Annotated in this window: 12 protein-coding genes and 1 tRNA gene; 4 read left to right on the top strand and 9 right to left on the bottom strand. The window is 56.3% G+C overall.

Annotated features, from left to right (window positions below; genetic code table 11):
- Both L6R44_RS19710 and L6R44_RS19705 read right to left on the bottom strand, forming a co-directional pair.
- Nucleotides 1–1,458 (bottom strand): hypothetical protein (locus tag L6R44_RS19710; protein ID WP_237425178.1); only part of this gene is annotated, 1,458 nt, incomplete at its 3' end.
- Between the two features lie 48 nt (nucleotides 1,459–1,506).
- Nucleotides 1,507–1,601 (bottom strand) — tRNA-Sec (locus L6R44_RS19705).
- Nucleotides 1,602–1,892: 291 nt separating this feature from the next.
- Here L6R44_RS19705 and L6R44_RS19700 point away from each other — a divergent pair.
- Together L6R44_RS19700 and yicI are read left to right on the top strand one after the other, a co-directional pair.
- Complete coding sequence (locus L6R44_RS19700) at nucleotides 1,893–3,284, top strand: glycoside-pentoside-hexuronide family transporter (protein WP_237425177.1); 1,392 nt, start codon at nucleotides 1,893–1,895, stop codon at nucleotides 3,282–3,284.
- A 12-nt stretch (nucleotides 3,285–3,296) separates the two neighbouring features.
- Nucleotides 3,297–5,615 (top strand): alpha-xylosidase, encoded by a 2,319-nt coding sequence (gene yicI / locus L6R44_RS19695; protein ID WP_237425176.1) that lies wholly within the window; start codon nucleotides 3,297–3,299, stop codon nucleotides 5,613–5,615.
- Nucleotides 5,616–5,678: 63 nt separating this feature from the next.
- On the opposite strand, the gene L6R44_RS19690 is transcribed toward yicI, so the two are convergent.
- On the bottom strand, nucleotides 5,679–7,382 hold the full coding sequence (locus L6R44_RS19690; protein WP_237425175.1) for an AsmA family protein: 1,704 nt from the start codon (nucleotides 7,380–7,382) through the stop codon (nucleotides 5,679–5,681).
- Nucleotides 7,383–7,501: 119 nt separating this feature from the next.
- Complete coding sequence (gene xanP / locus L6R44_RS19685; protein WP_119916675.1) at nucleotides 7,502–8,893, bottom strand: xanthine/proton symporter XanP; 1,392 nt, start codon at nucleotides 8,891–8,893, stop codon at nucleotides 7,502–7,504.
- Between the two features lie 225 nt (nucleotides 8,894–9,118).
- On the opposite strand from xanP, the gene gltS reads away from it, so the two are divergent.
- Nucleotides 9,119–10,321: a sodium/glutamate symporter gene (gene gltS / locus L6R44_RS19680; protein ID WP_237425174.1), complete on the top strand. Its 1,203-nt coding sequence runs from the start codon at nucleotides 9,119–9,121 to the stop codon at nucleotides 10,319–10,321.
- A 2-nt stretch (nucleotides 10,322–10,323) separates the two neighbouring features.
- Here the strand turns inward: gltS and recG are convergent, their stop codons facing one another.
- From recG to gmk, 5 genes are read right to left on the bottom strand one after another with little or no spacing between them, the layout of a single operon-like run.
- Nucleotides 10,324–12,405 carry an ATP-dependent DNA helicase RecG gene (recG, locus tag L6R44_RS19675; RefSeq protein WP_237425173.1) on the bottom strand — a complete coding sequence of 694 codons (2,082 nt, stop codon included), beginning with the start codon at nucleotides 12,403–12,405 and terminating at the stop codon, nucleotides 10,324–10,326.
- Between the two features lie 3 nt (nucleotides 12,406–12,408).
- Nucleotides 12,409–13,098: a tRNA (guanosine(18)-2'-O)-methyltransferase TrmH gene (gene trmH, locus L6R44_RS19670; protein WP_045328600.1), complete on the bottom strand. Its 690-nt coding sequence runs from the start codon at nucleotides 13,096–13,098 to the stop codon at nucleotides 12,409–12,411.
- Nucleotides 13,099–13,102: 4 nt separating this feature from the next.
- A complete protein-coding gene (gene spoT, locus L6R44_RS19665) occupies nucleotides 13,103–15,217 on the bottom strand; it encodes a bifunctional GTP diphosphokinase/guanosine-3',5'-bis pyrophosphate 3'-pyrophosphohydrolase (protein ID WP_032644393.1) in 2,115 nt (704 codons plus the stop codon).
- Nucleotides 15,218–15,236: 19 nt separating this feature from the next.
- The gene (rpoZ, locus tag L6R44_RS19660) at nucleotides 15,237–15,512 is read right to left on the bottom strand and encodes a DNA-directed RNA polymerase subunit omega (protein WP_000135058.1); all 276 of its coding nucleotides are present in this window, start codon (nucleotides 15,510–15,512) and stop codon (nucleotides 15,237–15,239) included.
- 54 nt (nucleotides 15,513–15,566) lie between these two features.
- Entirely contained in the window at nucleotides 15,567–16,190 is a 624-nt protein-coding gene (gene gmk, locus L6R44_RS19655) for a guanylate kinase (protein WP_032644394.1), read from the bottom strand.
- A gap of 251 nt (nucleotides 16,191–16,441) precedes the next feature.
- Here gmk and ligB point away from each other — a divergent pair, with 251 nt between their 5' ends.
- The gene (ligB, locus tag L6R44_RS19650; protein ID WP_237425172.1) at nucleotides 16,442–18,112 is read left to right on the top strand and encodes an NAD-dependent DNA ligase LigB; all 1,671 of its coding nucleotides are present in this window, start codon (nucleotides 16,442–16,444) and stop codon (nucleotides 18,110–18,112) included.
- Nucleotides 18,113–18,114 lie beyond the last annotated feature (2 nt).

The following is an 18,114-nucleotide window of genomic DNA, read 5'->3' as shown; positions in this document are numbered from 1 at the left end:
ATTTAATATATTTTTTGGTGATTTAAATAATTCTTCAAAAAAACAGATTCTATCTTTAAGTAAATGGAAGTCTCTTGTTTTTTCCTTTAGGGTGTTAAGTGTGTTTTTATTTTCTTCTAAAGCAAAAAGTTTAATGTATTTTATATAAAGGTTTGCGCCAGAAATGGATTTTACAGCATTAATTCCTGCTCGTCTGTTCCAGTTAAGAATGTCAGCTATTAATTTATTAACAAGCCTTTTATAATACATCATATTTAAGAATGGTAAGGTAGAGTTAATTATATTTTCAATATTGCTTACATTACCATTTGTTGGAATTATAGATTCAAGAGCAATCCAAAGGTTAATTAACTGATTTTGCTCGGAGCCACTATTTAAAGCAAGTGAATGTAGTTGTGCAGCATTCGTAAATTTATCAAAAGAATCTTCTTCAAGTCTGAATTTGGAAATGAATTCATTAAGTATTCGTGATGATTTTTGTGCTTTCATGTCAACGCATTTATGCATGGCGTTAACTTGTTTTCCTCTTTTAGTAAGTTGTTCACTTTGTTTATTTATTATCAAACAGTCATCTTTGAAATCTAAAGTTTCCTTATGATGGAATAATGAAAAGAGAGTCCCGAATATTTTTAGTAAATGATCAGCTTTTGCTTTTGCAGAGTCGAAATCACGCGCGGGTATATCATCTAATAATAAATATACACCATCATGTCTTGATAATATATTTCGCGTATTTTTATCTGAAAAAATGCCTTCTTTTATCGGAAATTCTTTGTCAATGACAATTTTGAAATTTTCGCACGCGTCTTTTAATTTTTCAAAAAGAAAGGATGCTTTATATATAACGGTGTATTTTTCTGTTTTGCTTGGGAATTTTTTAAAAAAGTCATTTATATCTGAGTTACTTTCAATTCTTTCAGAGTCATGGTAGAAATATTTTAATGTTGCATCATATATATATTTGTCGCTAAACCCAAAGTTTAATAACGTTGTGGCATAACTGCGAGCAAGTTTTCTTATTCTGTTGAAATCTGAGTTCGCTATTATAGCATCTCTAAGTAATTCTTCATTTTTTTCTTTATATTTTCTTAATGAAAGGTAATTAGATAGAATTTCAATGGTGGTTTTCTTAGATGAAATGTCTATTTTCTCATTCTTTAATATGGTATTTATATCTTTCAATTCCTCATCAATAAGTCTTTGAGCTATTTCATCTTTCTCAAGGTTTTCGCAAAGTTCACTCAGAACATGTTTAATATTTGGTTCTTTTATATCACCAGACTCAACGGCGGCAATGACGATTAATGCCTCATTACAAAGTAAGCTGGCGTTCATTGCGGATGGTTTATATGTGTCGAGGCTGAAGGTAAAAAACATTTCCTCAAAAGTTTGCGCGAAATAAAGTAAATGTTGTGACTGACTTGGATTAACCCATTTTCGAATGCCACGATAGCGCATAACATTGCCCTCAAATTGCTTAAAATTTATGGGAATATAGTGCATTTTTGGCGGAAGATCACAGGAGTCGAACCTGCCCGGGAACGCTGGCGTCCCCAACTGGATTTGAAGTCCAGCCACCTCACCGGAGATGACGATCTTCCGCGCCTCGATTGCTACATGGAGGCGGGGCGCATTATAGCTACTTTCAGGCATTTACCACATACCCCGACACACTTTTTTCACCCCTCTTTTGACCTGTACCCCCCTGTTTCAGTTAATTCTTAAGAAAATCCTCAGGTTAGCATTTCGTGCTCATCAACTTTTATCCCGATCACAAAAAACAAGAAACGTAATGTTCTAACCAGAAAACGCAATACCCGCTCATGAAACAATGGTTTAAAACCAATGCAACCGGTCTCAGCGCCCCCTACCGCGTGAAGGATGAATAAAATATGAGCGAAGTACTATCAGTAAAAGAGAAGATTGGCTACGGCATGGGAGACGCCGCCAGCCACATCATTTTTGATAACGTCATGTTGTATATGATGTTTTTCTACACCGATATTTTCGGTATTCCCGCCGGCTTTGTCGGCACCATGTTCCTGCTGGCCCGTGCGCTGGATGCAATCTCAGACCCGTGCATGGGGCTGATTGCCGACCGCACCCGCAGCCGCTGGGGCAAGTTCCGCCCGTGGATTTTGTTCGGCGCCATTCCTTTCGGCATCGTCTGCGTGCTGGCCTACACCACGCCGGACCTCAGCCTCAACGGCAAAATGGTGTATGCCGCCATTACCTATACGCTGCTGACCCTGCTCTACACCGTGGTTAACATCCCGTACTGCGCATTGGGCGGGGTGATCACCAACGACCCGACGCAGCGTATCTCCCTGCAATCCTGGCGCTTCGTGCTGGCGACGGCGGGCGGCATGCTCTCCACGGTGCTGATGATGCCGCTGGTGAACCTGATTGGCGGCGACGATAAGGCGTTCGGCTTCCAGGGCGGCATCGCCGTGCTGTCGGTGGTCGCGTTCCTGATGCTGGCGTTCTGCTTCTTCACCACCAAAGAGCGCATCCAGGTGCCGCCGAGCACCACCTCCATGCGGGAAGACCTGCGCGACATCTGGCACAACGACCAGTGGCGCATTGTCGGCGTGCTCACCATCCTCAACATCCTCGCCGTCTGCGTGCGCGGTGGCGCGATGATGTACTACTGCACCTGGATCATGGGCTCGCCGGAGGTGTTCGTCGCGTTCCTTACCACCTACTGCGTCGGCAACCTGATCGGCTCCGCGCTGGCGAAACCGCTCACCGACTGGAAGTGTAAGGTCAGCATTTTCTGGTGGACCAACGCCGCGCTGGCGGTGGTGAGCGTGGCGATGTTCTTCGTGCCGATGCATGCCACCGTGGTGATGTTCGCCTTTATCTTCGTCATCGGCGTGCTGCACCAGCTGGTGACGCCGATCCAGTGGGTAATGATGTCCGATACCGTCGACTACGGCGAATGGACCAACGGCAAGCGCCTGACCGGGATCAGCTTTGCCGGCACGCTGTTCGTGCTGAAGCTCGGCCTGGCGCTGGGCGGGGCGATGATCGGCTGGATGCTGGCAGGCGGCGGCTACGACGCGGCAGCCAAAACTCAGAACAGCGCGACCATCAGCATCATTATCGGCCTGTTTACCCTAGCCCCGGCGGTCTGCTACGTGCTGAGCGCCATTATCGCCAAACGCTACTACACGCTGAAAACCCCTTTCCTGACCAAAATCCTGGGCGAGCTGGCGCAGGGCGCGCGCCGCAATCAGCAGGCGTTTGAAAACCTGCCGGTCAGCAAAGAATTGCAGAACTAAGAGGACGAAAGCATGAAAATCAGTGATGGAAACTGGCTTATTCAACCGGGCCTGAACGTAACCTATCCGGTTCAGGTGTTCGACGTGGAGCAGCAGGGAAATGACCTGGTGGTGTTTGTTGCGCCGCGCGACGTGCGCGAGCGCACCTGGCAGCTCGACACGCTCATGTTCACGGTGCGCCTGTTTGCCCCGCAGGAGGGGATTGTCGGGGTGCGCATCGAGCACTTCCAGGGCGCGCTGAATAACGGCCCGCACTATCCGCTGAACGTGCTGAAAGACGTGAAGGTCGAGATTGAAAACAACGCGGAATTTGCCGAGCTGAAAAGCGGCAGCGTCAGCGTGCGCGTCACCAAAGGCGAGTTCTGGGCGCTGGACTTCCTGCGCAACGGCCAGCGCATTACCGGCAGCCAGCTGAAAAACAACGGCTACGTGCAGGATACCAACACCGACCGCAACTATGTGTTTGAACGTCTTGACCTCGGCGTGGGCGAAACGGTCTACGGCCTGGGCGAGCGCTTCACCGCCCTGGTGCGCAACGGCCAGACGGTCGAAACGTGGAACCGCGACGGCGGCACCAGCACCGAGCAGTCTTACAAAAACATCCCGTTCTACCTGACCAACCGCGGCTACGGCGTGCTGGTCAACCATCCGGAAAACGTCTCGTTCGAAGTGGGGTCCGAGAAAGTCTCCAAAGTGCAGTTCAGCGTCGAGGGGGAGTACCTGGAGTACTTCGTGATCGACGGCCCGACGCCGAAAGAGGTGCTCAACCGCTATACGCGGTTTACCGGACGTCCGGCGCTGCCGCCCGCGTGGTCGTTCGGCCTCTGGCTCACCACCTCGTTCACCACCAACTACGATGAAGCGACGGTTAACAGCTTTATCGACGGCATGGCCGAGCGCGATCTGCCGCTGCACGTCTTCCACTTCGACTGCTTCTGGATGAAGGCCTTCCAGTGGTGTGATTTTGAGTGGGACCCGGTGACCTTCCCGGATCCGGAAGGAATGATCCGCCGCCTGAAGGAGAAAGGGCTGAAGGTCTGCGTATGGATTAACCCGTACATCGGCCAAAAGTCGCCGGTATTCCAGGAGCTGAAAGAGAAGGGCTACCTGCTCAAGCGCCCGGACGGCTCTCTGTGGCAGTGGGACAAGTGGCAGCCGGGGCTGGCAATTTATGACTTCACTAACCCGGAAGCGTGCCGGTGGTATGCCGACAAGCTGAAAGGCCTGGTGGACATCGGCGTTGACTGCTTTAAGACAGACTTTGGCGAGCGCATCCCGACGGACGTGCAGTGGTTTGACGGATCCGATCCGCAGAAGATGCACAACCACTACGCCTACATCTATAACGAGCTGGTGTGGAACGTGCTGAAAGAGACGGTGGGCGAAGAAGAGGCGGTGCTGTTTGCCCGCTCGGCGTCCGTGGGCGCGCAGCAGTTCCCGGTGCACTGGGGCGGCGACTGCTACGCCAACTACGAGTCGATGGCCGAAAGCCTGCGCGGCGGGCTGTCGATTGGCCTCTCCGGCTTCGGATTCTGGAGCCACGATATCGGCGGATTCGAAAACACCGCCCCGGCGCACGTTTACAAGCGCTGGTGCGCGTTCGGGCTTTTATCCAGCCATAGCCGCCTGCACGGCAGTAAATCCTACCGCGTGCCGTGGGCGTACGATGACGAGTCCTGCGACGTGGTGCGCCACTTTACGCAGCTGAAGTGCCGGATGATGCCGTATCTGTATCGTCAGGCGGCGCTGGCGCGCGAGTGCGGTACGCCGATGCTGCGGGCGATGATGCTGGAGTTCCCGGACGATCCGGCGTGCGATTATCTCGACCGCCAGTACATGCTGGGGGATGCGGTGATGGTCGCGCCGGTGTTCTCCGAGGCGGGCGACGTGCAGTTCTGGCTGCCGGAAGGCCGCTGGACGCACCTGTGGCATAACGACGAAATCCAGGGCAGCCGCTGGCATAAGCAACAGCATGATTTCCGGAGCCTGCCGGTCTATGTGCGCGATAACACCCTGCTGGCGCTGGGCAATAACAGCCAGAAACCAGACTATGCTTGGAACGAGGGCACGGCCTTCCAGCTGTTTAAACTTGAGGATGGCGCAACGGCGGTGAGCGAGGTGCCTGCGGCGGACGGTTCAGTGGCATTTACGCTGAAGGCGTCGCGTCAGGGCGACGTTGTGACCCTGACCGGCGCGGGCGAGGCGCGAAACTGGTCGGTGTGCTTGCGCAACGTGCAGAAGGTGGGCGGCGTGAAGGGCGGTTCACACGCGGGAAGCGAGTGGGGCGTGGTGGTGAAAGGCGAAGGGGATGAGGTGGTGGTTTACCTTTAATTGTATTGTACGGTCTGAGGCCCTCTCCCACAGGGAGAGGGAATGGTTTGCTCCCTCTCCCTTTTAGGGAGAGGGCTGGGGTGAGGGTGGTGTCGTTACCTCTCCACCCGTCATGGTCTGCTCTACCTGCTGTTTATCCATATTCACCGCGCTCAGCTTGCCGTTTACCGTCGGCTTCAGCGGTGCATTCGCCTGCATGCTGCCGCTGGCGGTGAGCTGAATATTGCCATCACCCGTCACCGGTAGCGCTGGCCAGCCCCACTGCTGCAGCACGTTGAGCGGCACGCCGCGCCCGTTCAGGCTTACGGTGGTCTGCCGCTGCGGAAGCTGCGAAACCGTCGCCGTCGCTTCCAGAATGCCTTTCTCGGTAAACGCGCTCAGGTCGGTAATGTTCACCGTGGCGGCGTTCGCATTCAGCGCCAGCGACGGACGGCGCACGTCCACGCGGTTGAAGGTTGCCGCCGCGCCGTTCAGGGTTGCGCTGCCGCCCCACACGCCCCACTGGCGATCTTTCGCCAGCTGCAGGTTAGCGCCGTAGCCGTCCAGGGAGGTGATCTGCCACGGGAAGGCGGGATCGATGTCGATGACCAGGTTGCGGCTCAGGCCGAATTTTTGCAGCGTGACGCTGTTCAGCCATTCCGGCAGCGGCTCAATCCACAGCGTTTTCCAGTTCTGCGGCAGGGTGTACTCCAGACCGGCGAGGGCGACATCGTCCAGCACCAGCGCTTTACCGTCGCGCAGCCAGTTACCGGAAGTGCGCACCATGCCGCCCTCCCAGCGGGAGGTGAACTGGCGCAGCGCCATACCCTGCGGGGAAAACTCCGCGTTCAGGATCGGGTCAAACAGATGAAGCGAGCCGTAGATAAACTCGCTGGCGTTCATGGACAGGCGACCCTCCTGGCTCTGCCAGTCGCCTTTGCTCAGCGTCAGGTTGCGCAGGCTTAAATCAAGATCGGTCACCGCCCAGTCCGGCCCCTGCAGCCGGGCGTCGGTCACGTCCAGACGGCCTATTTGCAGTGAAGGAAGGGTGGCCAGCGGCGCAAAGAAGTCTCTCAGGGTTTTATCGCTCTGCAGGCGAATCTCGTTCAGGCGCATCGTGTCGATAATCCAGCTTCCGTCGGCGTTGCGCAGGGCGGAGCCGGTGAGTGAGCCGCGAGCCATATCGGCACCGATGGTGTTAAGCACCACTTCCTTGCCGTTCAGCTGGCCCTCGATCAGCACGTTGGTGGCCGGTACGCCGTTGAGGGTCAGCGAGCCTGCGCTCATCTGAATCTGTGCGCTTTTCCCCAGTACGTTGCCTGCTTCCGGCTGCCATGGGCTGACGCAGCCCGTCACCTTCTGCGCGCTCAGGTCCCATTCGGTATTCGGGCTGTTAAAGGCCATGTTGTTCAGCTGCAGGCGATCCGCCTGGAAAGGCAGCGGCGCGGTCTGCGGGGAGAGATTCAGCGTGCCGTCGAACAGGGTAATGGTGTCCATGTGCAACGGGTCGGTTATCTGACGGCTGCTCAGGCCAATATCGACTTTTTTGGCTACCAGCGTGGCGGGTTGACCGTCCCGACCAAAGGTGACGTTTTCCAGAATGATGTGGGAAGGCGACGAAAAGCGGTGATTCATCTTGTCGAAACTGAGTTCGTAATCGGTATTCACCGTTACCCAGCTGCTGACCTGAGCAGCGCCCCAGCGGGTCTGGAGCAGAATGTAGAACGCCAGCAGCACAACGAGCAGGGCTACCAGAAGATAGACAAGCAGCTTTCCAATAAATTTCATGGTCTTCCATCCCGCAAAACGCACATAAGGGAGTTATGCACGATTTATGCGCAATCCTCAAGGCGGGAATGGTGTAATTAGATGTCACGGCAGGCATTGACTGCCTGCCGTGAAGGGGATCAGTTCTTTTCAGGCGGGAAAACGAGGTTCAGCACGATAGCGGTAATACCGCCTGCGGCAATGCCGGAAGAGAGCAGGTTTTTCACCCAGTCCGGCGCAAACTGCAGGATCAGCGGCTGCTGGGAAACGCCCAGCCCCACGGCCAGCGACAGCGCGATAATCATGATCGCGCGGCGGTTCAGCGGCTCGCGGGAAACGATACGCACGCCGGAGGCCGCGATAGTCCCGAACATGACCAGGGTTGCGCCGCCTAACACCGGCTCAGGGATGTGCTGAACAAAGCCGCTCACCGCCGGGAAGAGGCCGAGGACGATCAGCATCAGCGCCACCACAAAACCGACGTAGCGGCTGGCGACGCCGGTCAGCTGGATCACGCCGTTGTTCTGGCCGAAGCAGGAGTTCGGGAAGGTATTGAATACCGCAGAAACAAACGAGTTCAGGCCGTTCGCCAGCACGCCGCCTTTCAGGCGCTTCATGTACAGCGGGCCGGAAACGGGCTGCTCGGAGACGTCCGAGGTGGCGGTGATATCGCCGATGGTTTCAAGAGAGGTGATCATAAAGACCAGCATCAGCGGCAGGAGCAGGCCCCAGTCAATGCCCAGACCGTAGTACAGCGGCGTCGGAACGGTAATAAGCGCGCTGTTGGTCGGCGCGGTGTTCTCCGGCAGCATGCCCAGCGCCCACGCCAGCAGATAACCGGCTGCCATGGCGATCACCAGCGAAGCCACGCGCAGGTAAGGGTTACGCTGGCGGTTAAGCAGAATAATGATCGCCAGCACCACGCCCGCCAGCAGCAGGTTTTTCGGCGCGCCGAAGGTGTGGTCGCTCATGGCGGCATAGCCGCCGCCGATGGAGGTGAGGCCCACCTGGATCAGCGACAGGCCGATAATCATCACCACCACGCCGGAAACCAGCGGGGTGATGACGCGGCGCGCCAGATGCAGGATGCGGGAGATGACCATCTCCGTGCAGCTGGCCAGCATCAGCGTGCCGAACAGCGCCGCCATCATGGTTGGGACATCCGCACCGCCGGTTTTCAGCGCCGTACCGCCCATGATCAGCGGCGCCACGAAGTTAAAGCTGGTCCCCTGAATCGACAATAATCCCGACCCCACCGGACCCCACGCTTTAATTTGAATAATCGAGGCCACGCCGGAGGCGAAGAGAGACATGCTGATAATGTGCTGCGTGTCCTGCGCCGGTAAGCCGAGCGCCTGGCAGATCAGCAGCGCCGGGGTGATCACCGCGACAAACATCGCCAGAAGGTGCTGGCAGGCGGCGAAAAGCGTCTGCGGCAGCGGCGGGCGATCCTCAAGGCGGTAGATCAGTTCGCTATTTTGCTTCTGCGCAATCGGTTGCGCATCTGGCGACTCTATGGTGTTAACGGACATCGGCGGCAATCCCACGGTGGAAAAGCGGGCATTTTATCTGACCACCTGGTAAAAGCAAACGATTGCCAGCAAAAAAAGGGAAGAAAATCTGCCGCTGTGAGCAGGTTTTCTACAACCCGTCGGGAAAAAAAATTACACTTTTTCGCGCCGGGGCTCATGAAGAGCACAAACCGGCCTAGGATAACGCCGCGTGTGTATGGAACACGCGCAAAACAGGAGCCTTCTATGATTCATCTCGATACGTTGTCGACCCTTGTTGCCGCAACGCTGGTCTTACTGCTTGGCCGTAAGCTGGTACACAGCGTTTCCCTTCTTAAGAAATACACTATTCCTGAACCTGTCGCCGGCGGCCTGCTGGTGGCGCTGGCCCTGCTTATACTGAAAAAAAGCATGGACTGGGAAATCGATTTTGATATGTCCCTGAAAGATCCGCTCATGCTGGCCTTCTTTGCCACCATCGGCCTGAACGCCAACCTGGCGAGCCTGCGTGCGGGCGGTAAGGTACTCGGGGTATTCCTGATTGTGGTGGTGGGGCTGCTGCTGATGCAAAACGCGATTGGCATCGGCATGGCAACGCTGCTGGGGCTGGATCCGCTGATGGGTCTGCTGGCGGGATCAATTACCCTTTCGGGTGGTCACGGTACCGGCGCGGCGTGGAGCAAGCTGTTTATTGAGCGTTACGGCTTTGAAAACGCAACGGAAGTGGCGATGGCGTGCGCCACCTTTGGCCTGGTGCTGGGCGGCCTTATTGGCGGCCCGGTGGCCCGTTATCTGGTCAAACACTCCACCACGCCGGACGGCAGGCCGGACGATGAGCTGGTGCCGACCGCGTTTGAAAAGCCGGACGTCGGGCGCAGCATTACCTCGCTGGTATTGATTGAAACCATTGCGATGATCGCCATCTGCCTGACCGTGGGTAAAGTGGTTGCGCAATGGCTGGCAGGGTCCGCGTTTGAGCTACCGACCTTTGTCTGCGTGCTGTTTATTGGGGTGATCCTGAGCAACGGTCTGGCGCTGATGGGCTTCTACCGCGTGTTTGAGCGAGCGGTATCGGTGCTCGGCAACGTCTGTCTGTCGCTGTTCCTGGCGATGGCGCTGATGAGCCTCAAACTGTGGGAGCTGGCCTCGCTGGCGCTGCCGATGGTGGCGATTCTGGCGGTTCAGACCCTGTTTATGGCGCTGTACGCCATGTTCGTAACCTGGCGCATGATGGGCAAAAACTATGATGCGGCGGTGCTGGCGGCGGGTCACTGCGGGTTTGGTCTGGGGGCGACCCCAACGGCTATTGCCAACATGCAGGCGATCACCGAACGGTTCGGGCCGTCGCACATGGCGTTCCTGGTGGTGCCGATGGTCGGAGCGTTCTTTATTGATATCGTCAACGCGCTGGTGATTAAGCTGTACCTGATGCTGCCGATGTTTGCCTGAGATCAGGCGTTGGAATAGCGCTCGGTTTCCGGCATCCAGCGCTCAATTAACGCTGCCGCCTGTTCGGGGTAGCGTTCATGAATATGGCGGGCGAGACGCTGAACCTCGGGGATCATGGCCTGATCGCGCAGCAAATCCGCCACTTTGAATTCGGCATTACCCGTCTGACGCGTGCCCAGCAGTTCGCCGGGGCCGCGGATCTCCAGGTCTTTTTGCGCAATCACAAAACCGTCGTTGCTGTCGCGCAGCACCTGCAGACGCATCTGGGCGGTTTTTGAGAGCGGCGCTTTGTAGAGCAGCACGCAGTGGGACGCTACCGCACCGCGGCCAACGCGCCCGCGCAGCTGGTGGAGCTGGGCAAGGCCGAGACGCTCCGGGTTCTCGATGATCATCAGGCTGGAGTTGGGGACGTCCACGCCCACTTCAATCACCGTCGTCGCGACCAGCAAATGCAGCTCCCCCTGCTTAAACGACTGCATCACCGCCTGTTTTTCAGCAGGCTTCATGCGCCCGTGTACCAGACCCACGTTCAGCTCCGGCAGCGCCAGCTTAAGCTCTTCCCACGTGGCTTCCGCAGCCTGCGCTTCCAGCAGTTCAGATTCCTCGATCAGTGTACAAACCCAGTAGGCCTGGCGCCCTTCGTGGGTGCAGGCGTTGCGCACGCGGTCGATGATATCGCTGCGGCGCGTGTCAGGAATGGCGACCGTGGTGACCGGCGTACGGCCCGGGGGCAGTTCGTCGATGGTGGAAGTATCCAGGTCGGCGTAGGCGGTCATCGCCAGGGTGCGCGGGATCGGCGTGGCGGTCATGATCAGCTGATGCGGATGGAAGCCCTGCTGCAGGCCTTTTTCCCACAGCGCCAGGCGCTGGTGCACGCCGAAGCGGTGCTGTTCGTCGATAATCACCAGCGCAAGGCCGCTAAACTGCACCTGCTCCTGGAAGATAGCGTGCGTGCCGACAATCATCTGCACCTGGCCGCTGGCGATGGCCTCCTGCTGCGCGAGACGCGCTTTGCCTTTTTGCTTCCCGGCAAGCCAGCCCACTTCAATCCCGAGCGGCGCGAACCAGGCGCGGAAATTGTTTGCGTGCTGTTCAGCCAGCAGCTCGGTCGGCGCCATGAGCGCGACCTGTTTACCGTGGGCAATCGCGCGCAGGGCGGCCAGCGCGGCAACCAGCGTTTTACCGGACCCCACGTCGCCCTGCACCAGGCGCATCATCGGCACGTCGAGCGCCATATCGCGTTCGATCTCGGCCGTCACGCGCGCCTGCGCGCCGGTTGGCTTAAACGGCAGCGAGGCCAGCAGCTTATCCTTGAGCGCATCATTCTGGCTTAACGGCTGCGCGTGGAAACGCTGCGCGCCCGCGCGTAGCGCCAGCATGCTCAGGTTATGGGCCAGTAATTCCTCAAGGATAAGACGCCGTTGGGCGGGGTGTTTGCCGCTCTCTAAATCGCTGAGCAGCAGCGTTGGCGGCGGGCGGTGCAGGGTGCGCAGCGCCTCGGGCAGGCTCATCATGCCCTGCGCCAGCTCGGATGGCAGAAGTTCGGTAATGGCGCAGGTATCCAGCAGCTCCAGCGCCTGATCGGTGAGCTTGCGCAGCGTTGCCTGCTTGATGCCTTCCGTCGTCGGGTAAACCGGGGTGAGCGTCTCCTGCAGCTCCGGCGTGCTGAGATCGCCCTGCACGCGGTATTCCGGGTGGATCATCTCTGCGCCGTATTTCCCGCGTTTGGCTTCGCCATAGGCCAGCACCCTGCGGCCCGTCGCCAGGCTATTTTTCATCGCCGCGCTGAAGTTGAAAAAACGCATGGTGAGAATGCCGGTGCCGTCGCTGATCTGGCAGGTCATCATCCGGCGTCCGCCGAATGTGATGCTGCAGTTCAGGACTTCACCTTCAACGGTGGCGTAAATAGCGGGAAGGAGATCGCCAATCTTATAGAGCTGGGTGCGGTCTTCGTAACGCAGGGGGAGGTGAAGCAGGAGATCCTGCACCGTGTGCAGGCCAATTTTTGCCAGCTTGTTGCTTTGCGCCGCGCCCACGCCCGTCAGGCTGTTCAGCGGGATCGCATCCAGCAGGCGGCCTTTCATCGCTTACCCGGCGTACTGCATGGTGGCCCACCACTCGGCATCGGCTTCAATTTCGCCCTGCGCGTTGACGTGGGGGTAAGGCAATTTTTTCTGCTTCGCAACGCGAGCCAGCACCGGATAGCCGCCTTCGAACAGCAGGCGCTGCTGTTCCTCTTCCGGCAGCATGCTGTTGCTGCGCTCGTACATGCCGGCGTTCTGACGCTGGCGCTGCGCTTCATACAGAATGAGCGCGGAGGCCACGGAGACGTTGAGAGACTGGACCATGCCGATCATTGGAATGATGATGTCCCGATCCGCCAGATCCAGCGCTTCCTGAGTGATCCCGGTTTTCTCCTGGCCCATCAAAATGCAGGTCGGGCGGGTGTAGTCGATCTCGCGGAAATCTACGGCTTTAGCGGACAGGTTGGTCGCGAGGATCTGCATCCCGCGTCCTTTCAGGTGCGATACGGCTTCGCCAATGGTGTGATGATGTTTGACAGACACCCAGCTGTTGCTGCCTGCCGCCGCCGAGACCGTATTGCGCATACGGCCGTCAGGCCAGACGGCGTGCACTTCATGCACGCCGACGGCATCAGCGGTACGGACGATAGCAGAGACGTTATGCGGTTTATGAACCTGTTCCATGCAGACCGTCAGGTCAGGCTGGCGCCTGGCGAGCATTTCGCATATCCGCGCGTAGCGTTGTGAATTCATACCGCTAGTTTCGGTTACGGGTGACTTTAATCACGTCCGGCATGACGCGGATCTTGCGCATAATGTTCGCCAGATGCACGCGGTCGCGGGCGGTAAGACGAATAAAGGCGCTATATACGCGGCCGTCTTTTTCTTCCGTATTCAGGCTCTGAATGTTGGACGAGGCCGTGTTGATCGCTGCCGTCAGGTTCGCCAGAGCACCCTGGTGGTTGAACATATCCACCTTAATTTCGGTGATAAATTCCTGCGCCGTCTCTTTATCCCACTCGACCGCCATAAACTTCTCGGCTTCTTTCTGATAGCCGCGAATGTTACGACAGGATTCGTGGTGGATAACCAGCCCTTTGCCAGGGCTGACGTGCGCAATAATCGGGTCGCCTGGGATTGGACGGCAACATTTTGCGAAGGTGATCAGCACCCCGTCCGCGCCTTTGATCGGCAGATGCGCATGGCCGGATGCGCCTGGAGCAGAAGGTATCGCTTCGCCCTGCTGCAGGTTTTTCGCTACCACGACGCTCATGGCGTTACCCAGGCCAATTTCCGCCAGCAGATCGTCCAGCGACGTGAGCTTCATACGGTCAAGTTCGCGCTGAATATGCTCAGGTGGAATCTCGGCCAGCTTGCGGCTGCCGCCCAACGCGTGGTTGAGCAGACGACGCCCCAGGCTGACGGAATCATCACGCTTGAGGTTTTTCAGCAGCTGGCGAATTTTGGCGCGCGCTTTGGAGCTTACGACAAAGTTCAGCCAGGCCGCGTTCGGACGTGCGCCCGGCGCGGTAATAATCTCTACCGTCTGGCCGCTGGAGAGCGGCTGAGACAGCGGATAAGGCTGTCTGTCGACGCGTGCGCCGACGCAGGCATGCCCGATATCGGTATGCACGGCGTAAGCGAAGTCGACCGGCGTTGCGCCCGCAGGCAGTTCGACAATGCGGCCTTCCGGGGTGAAAACGTAAATCTCATCCGGGAAGAGATCGGATTTCACGCTCTCGATAAATTCAAACGAGCTACCCGCACTCTGCTGAAGCTCCAGCAGGCTTTGCATCCAGCGCTGGGCGCGGATTTGTGCGGTTGTGCTGCTTTCGCCACCGTGCTCTTTATAGGCCCAGTGCGCGGCGACCCCCATCTCTGCCATCTGGTCCATGTCTTCGGTGCGAATTTGCACCTCAACAGGGACGCCGTGCGGACCGATCATCGAGGTATGCAAAGATTGATAGCCGTTCGCTTTTGGAATGGCGATGTAATCTTTCATGCGCCCCGGACGCGGTTTGTAGAGGCTGTGCATTTGCCCCAGCACGCGATAGCAGGTGTCCGAGTCGTGGACGATTACGCGGAAGGCGTAGATGTCCATGATCGAGTGAAAACGCTGCTCTTTGAGCACCATTTTGCAGTAGATGGAGTACAAATGTTTCTCGCGACCGCTGACGCGGCACGGAATTCCCGCTTCCTGTAAGCGCCCTTCAATTTCCGAGAGGATCTTCTGAATCATCTCTTTACGGTTACCGCGTGCGGCTTTCACCACCTCTTTAATCACGCGATAGCGGTTCGGGTACAACGCTTCAAAACCCAGCTCTTCCAGCTCGGTTTTAATGTGGTGAATACCTAAACGGTGCGCCAGCGGACTGTAAATTTCGAGGGTTTCACGGGCAATGCGGCGACGTTTATCCGGGCGAAGTGAGCCCAGCGTGCGCATGTTGTGGGTACGGTCAGCGAGTTTGATGAGAATGACGCGGATATCCTGCACCATCGCCATAATCATCTTGCGGAAGTTTTCGGCTTGCGCCTCTTTCTTGTCGCGGAAATTCAGCTTATCAAGCTTAGAGACCCCTTCCACCAGTTCGGCAACGCTTTTACCAAACAGCTGTTCCATGTCCTGGTAAGTGGCAGGGGTGTCTTCGATCACGTCGTGCAGCAGGGCGGCCATCAGCGTTTCGTAGTCGAGTTTCATCTCGGCCAGAATACAGGCCACCGCTACCGGGTGCGTGATATAGGGTTCACCGCTTGAACGTGTCTGGCCCTCGTGAGCGTCACGTGCAACGAGATACGCCTGCTGAAGACGCTTAATCTGGTCTTCAGGCAGGTAGGTTTGAATCAGTTGATTCAGGCTTTCAAACAGATACAAGGGCGACCCGCAGGTTTAATTAACGACGACCTTCAGCAATAGCGGTAACGGCCTGCAGTTCTGCGGCTTCCTGCTCTTGCTGCTCCTGGCGCTCACGTACGTCGAGGATCTGGTTGTTGATCAGACCTTCTTCGATTTCGCGAAGTGCAATAACGGTGGTTTTATCGTTTTCTTCCGGTACCAGCGGATCTTTACCGCCTACCTGCATCTGACGAGCGCGACGCGCGGCGACCAGCACCAGGTCAAAACGGTTACCAATTTTCTCTACAGCGTCCTGAACAGTTACGCGTGCCATACTTAAAATGCTCCACAGGTGAAGAAATGACTGGGCATGATACTGAAAGTGGGTTCAGTCTGCCAACAGTTTGGTGATTAATGCGTCATGTCGCTGCTTCTGGCGGCTCATACGCAGGCGTTCTGCTCGAAGGATGGTTTTGAGATCGCTCAGCGCGGCATCAAAATCATCATTCACAATAAGGTAATCATATTCCGCGTAATGGCTCATTTCTGCAACTGCCTGTTCCATACGCTTTGCGATCACGTCTTCGCTGTCCTGGCCGCGGCCACGCAGGCGGCGATCCAGCTCATCTTTCGATGGCGGTAAAATAAAGATACTGCGCGAGTCAGGCATTTTCTTGCGAATTTGCTGTGCACCCTGCCAGTCGATATCCAGGAACACATTCACGCCCGTGGCCAGAACCTGCTCAATGGTTTCACGCGAGGTACCGTAGTAGTTACCGAATACTTCAGCGTGTTCAAGAAACGCGTCTCTGCCGATCATCGCTCTGAATTCGTCGTGATCCACAAAGAAATAGTGTTCGCCGTGCACTTCACCCGGACGCGGCGCTCGCGTGGTGTGAGAAACAGAAACCTGTGTGTCGTACAGCGGTTGGGTTTTTAACAGTGCCTGAATAAGGCTGGATTTACCCGCGCCACTAGGGGCAGAAACAATATAAAGCGTGCCTTGAGCCATGAGAGTCTTTTGTATGTGTTAACGAAGAAGTCCTACATACGGGCTTATTATACACGTCACCGCCGTGTGACGTAGCCTTTGTCACACTTTTTCCCCTTGATTATTGAATTTTGCGTGCCGTTTTCAGGTTTTATCCGTGGTTTTCAGCAATCAAAAGAAATACCGGATAGCGTCTCGCATTGTGAAGCGTTGCCGTTAGCCTTGCTTCAGGCATCCGGGTATACCTTCTGCAATGCAAAGGAGGGGTGGCGATGTGGCAATGGATTAGCGGGTTAGTAATGCTGTGGTGTGGCTATAGCGCAGCGGTGTGTCCGGTGTGGTCACAGGCAAAAGCAGAGAAAGAGATGGCGTCGTTAAGTGCGCAAATCAAGCGCTGGGATGAGGCTTACTGGAAGCAGGGCGTGAGTGAGATCAACGATGAGGTCTACGACCAGCTTCACGGGCGGTTAACGCAGTGGCAGCGCTGCTTTGGCAGTGAGCCTTTAGAGGAGAAACTCCCTGCGCTGGCGGGAAGCGTAAAACATCCTGTTGCCCATACGGGCGTACATAAAGTGGCCAGCAAAGAGGAGTTGAGGCAGTGGATGGGTGCCCGACAGCACCTGTGGCTGCAGCCCAAAGTTGACGGAGTGGCGGTAACGCTGGTGTATCGTGACGGGAAGCTAGCTCAGGCCATCAGTCGCGGTGATGGCCTGAAAGGGGAAGACTGGACCGGAAAGGTGCGTTTAATCCCGTCTATTCCACAAACGCTCACCGGCGCGCTGGCGAACAGCGTCTTACAGGGCGAGCTTTTTTGGTTAAGCGACAACCACATTCAGCAACAGATGGGCGGAATGAACGCGCGCGCAAAGGTGGCGGGAGCGATGACGCGGCAAAAGGATGACGCGCTATTGAGCAAGATCGGCGTATTCATCTGGGCCTGGCCGGACGGACCGAAAGATATGCGAACTTCCTTAGCTGAACTGTCTCAGGCCGGTTTTACGCTCTCTGCACGGTATTCGCTTCCCGCCGAATCTGTAGATGTCGTTGAGAAACAGCGCGAGGCCTGGCACGTGACCGCATTACCCTTTGCCACGGATGGCATTGTGGTGCGTTCGGAGGATGAACCTGCGGGCGAAGGCTGGTTACCGGGAGAAGGTCACTGGGTTGTTGCATGGAAATATTCTCCTGCAGCCAAGGTTGCTGAGGTGAGCGGCATTCATTTTTCCGTGGGGCGAACGGGCAAAATTTCCGTTGTAGCAGCGCTGGAACCGGTGCAACTGGATGATAAACAGGTGCAGCGGGTGAGTCTGGGCTCGGTTGAGCGCTGGCAGAGGCTGGATATTGCCCCGGGGGATCAAATACAGATCAGCCTCGCCGGTCAGGGTATCCCCCGGTTTGATAAGGTGCTCTGGCGCGGGACTGACAGGCATAAGCCGGAGCCGCCGGCCTCGCGTTATCATGCGCTTAGCTGTTTCTATGCTTCGCCGGAATGTATGGAGCAGTTCTTTGCCCGGCTGACGTGGCTCAGCTCAAAGCAGGTATTCGATATCGAAGGATTAGGCGAGTCAGGGTGGCGAACCCTCTGGCAGGCGCATCATTTTGACCATCTCTTTTCATGGCTGTTATTAACTCAGGAACAGCTGCAGGCTACGCCGGGTTTTTCCTCTGCGCGCGGGCTCGCGCTCTGGCATCGATTTAATCTGGTGCGCGAGAAGCCGTTTATCCGCTGGCTTATGGCTTTGGGTGTTCCATTGACCCAGGCTTCGCTGAAGGCGATGGGAGACGTATCGTGGCAGAAGATGATCGGACGTAACGTAAAGGACTGGCAGACCCTGCCGGGAACGGGCGAGGAGAAAGCGCGACAAATCGTTAACTGGATGCACGCACCTCAGATTGATGTGCTGGCGAAATGGCTCGCTGCACAGCACATCAACGGGTTCTGAAG

The organism is Enterobacter cloacae complex sp. ECC445, assembly GCF_021892025.1.
In the GTDB taxonomy this organism is placed as follows: Bacteria; Pseudomonadota; Gammaproteobacteria; order Enterobacterales; family Enterobacteriaceae; genus Enterobacter; species Enterobacter chengduensis.
This window is presented reverse-complemented; position numbering and strand designations above follow the sequence as displayed.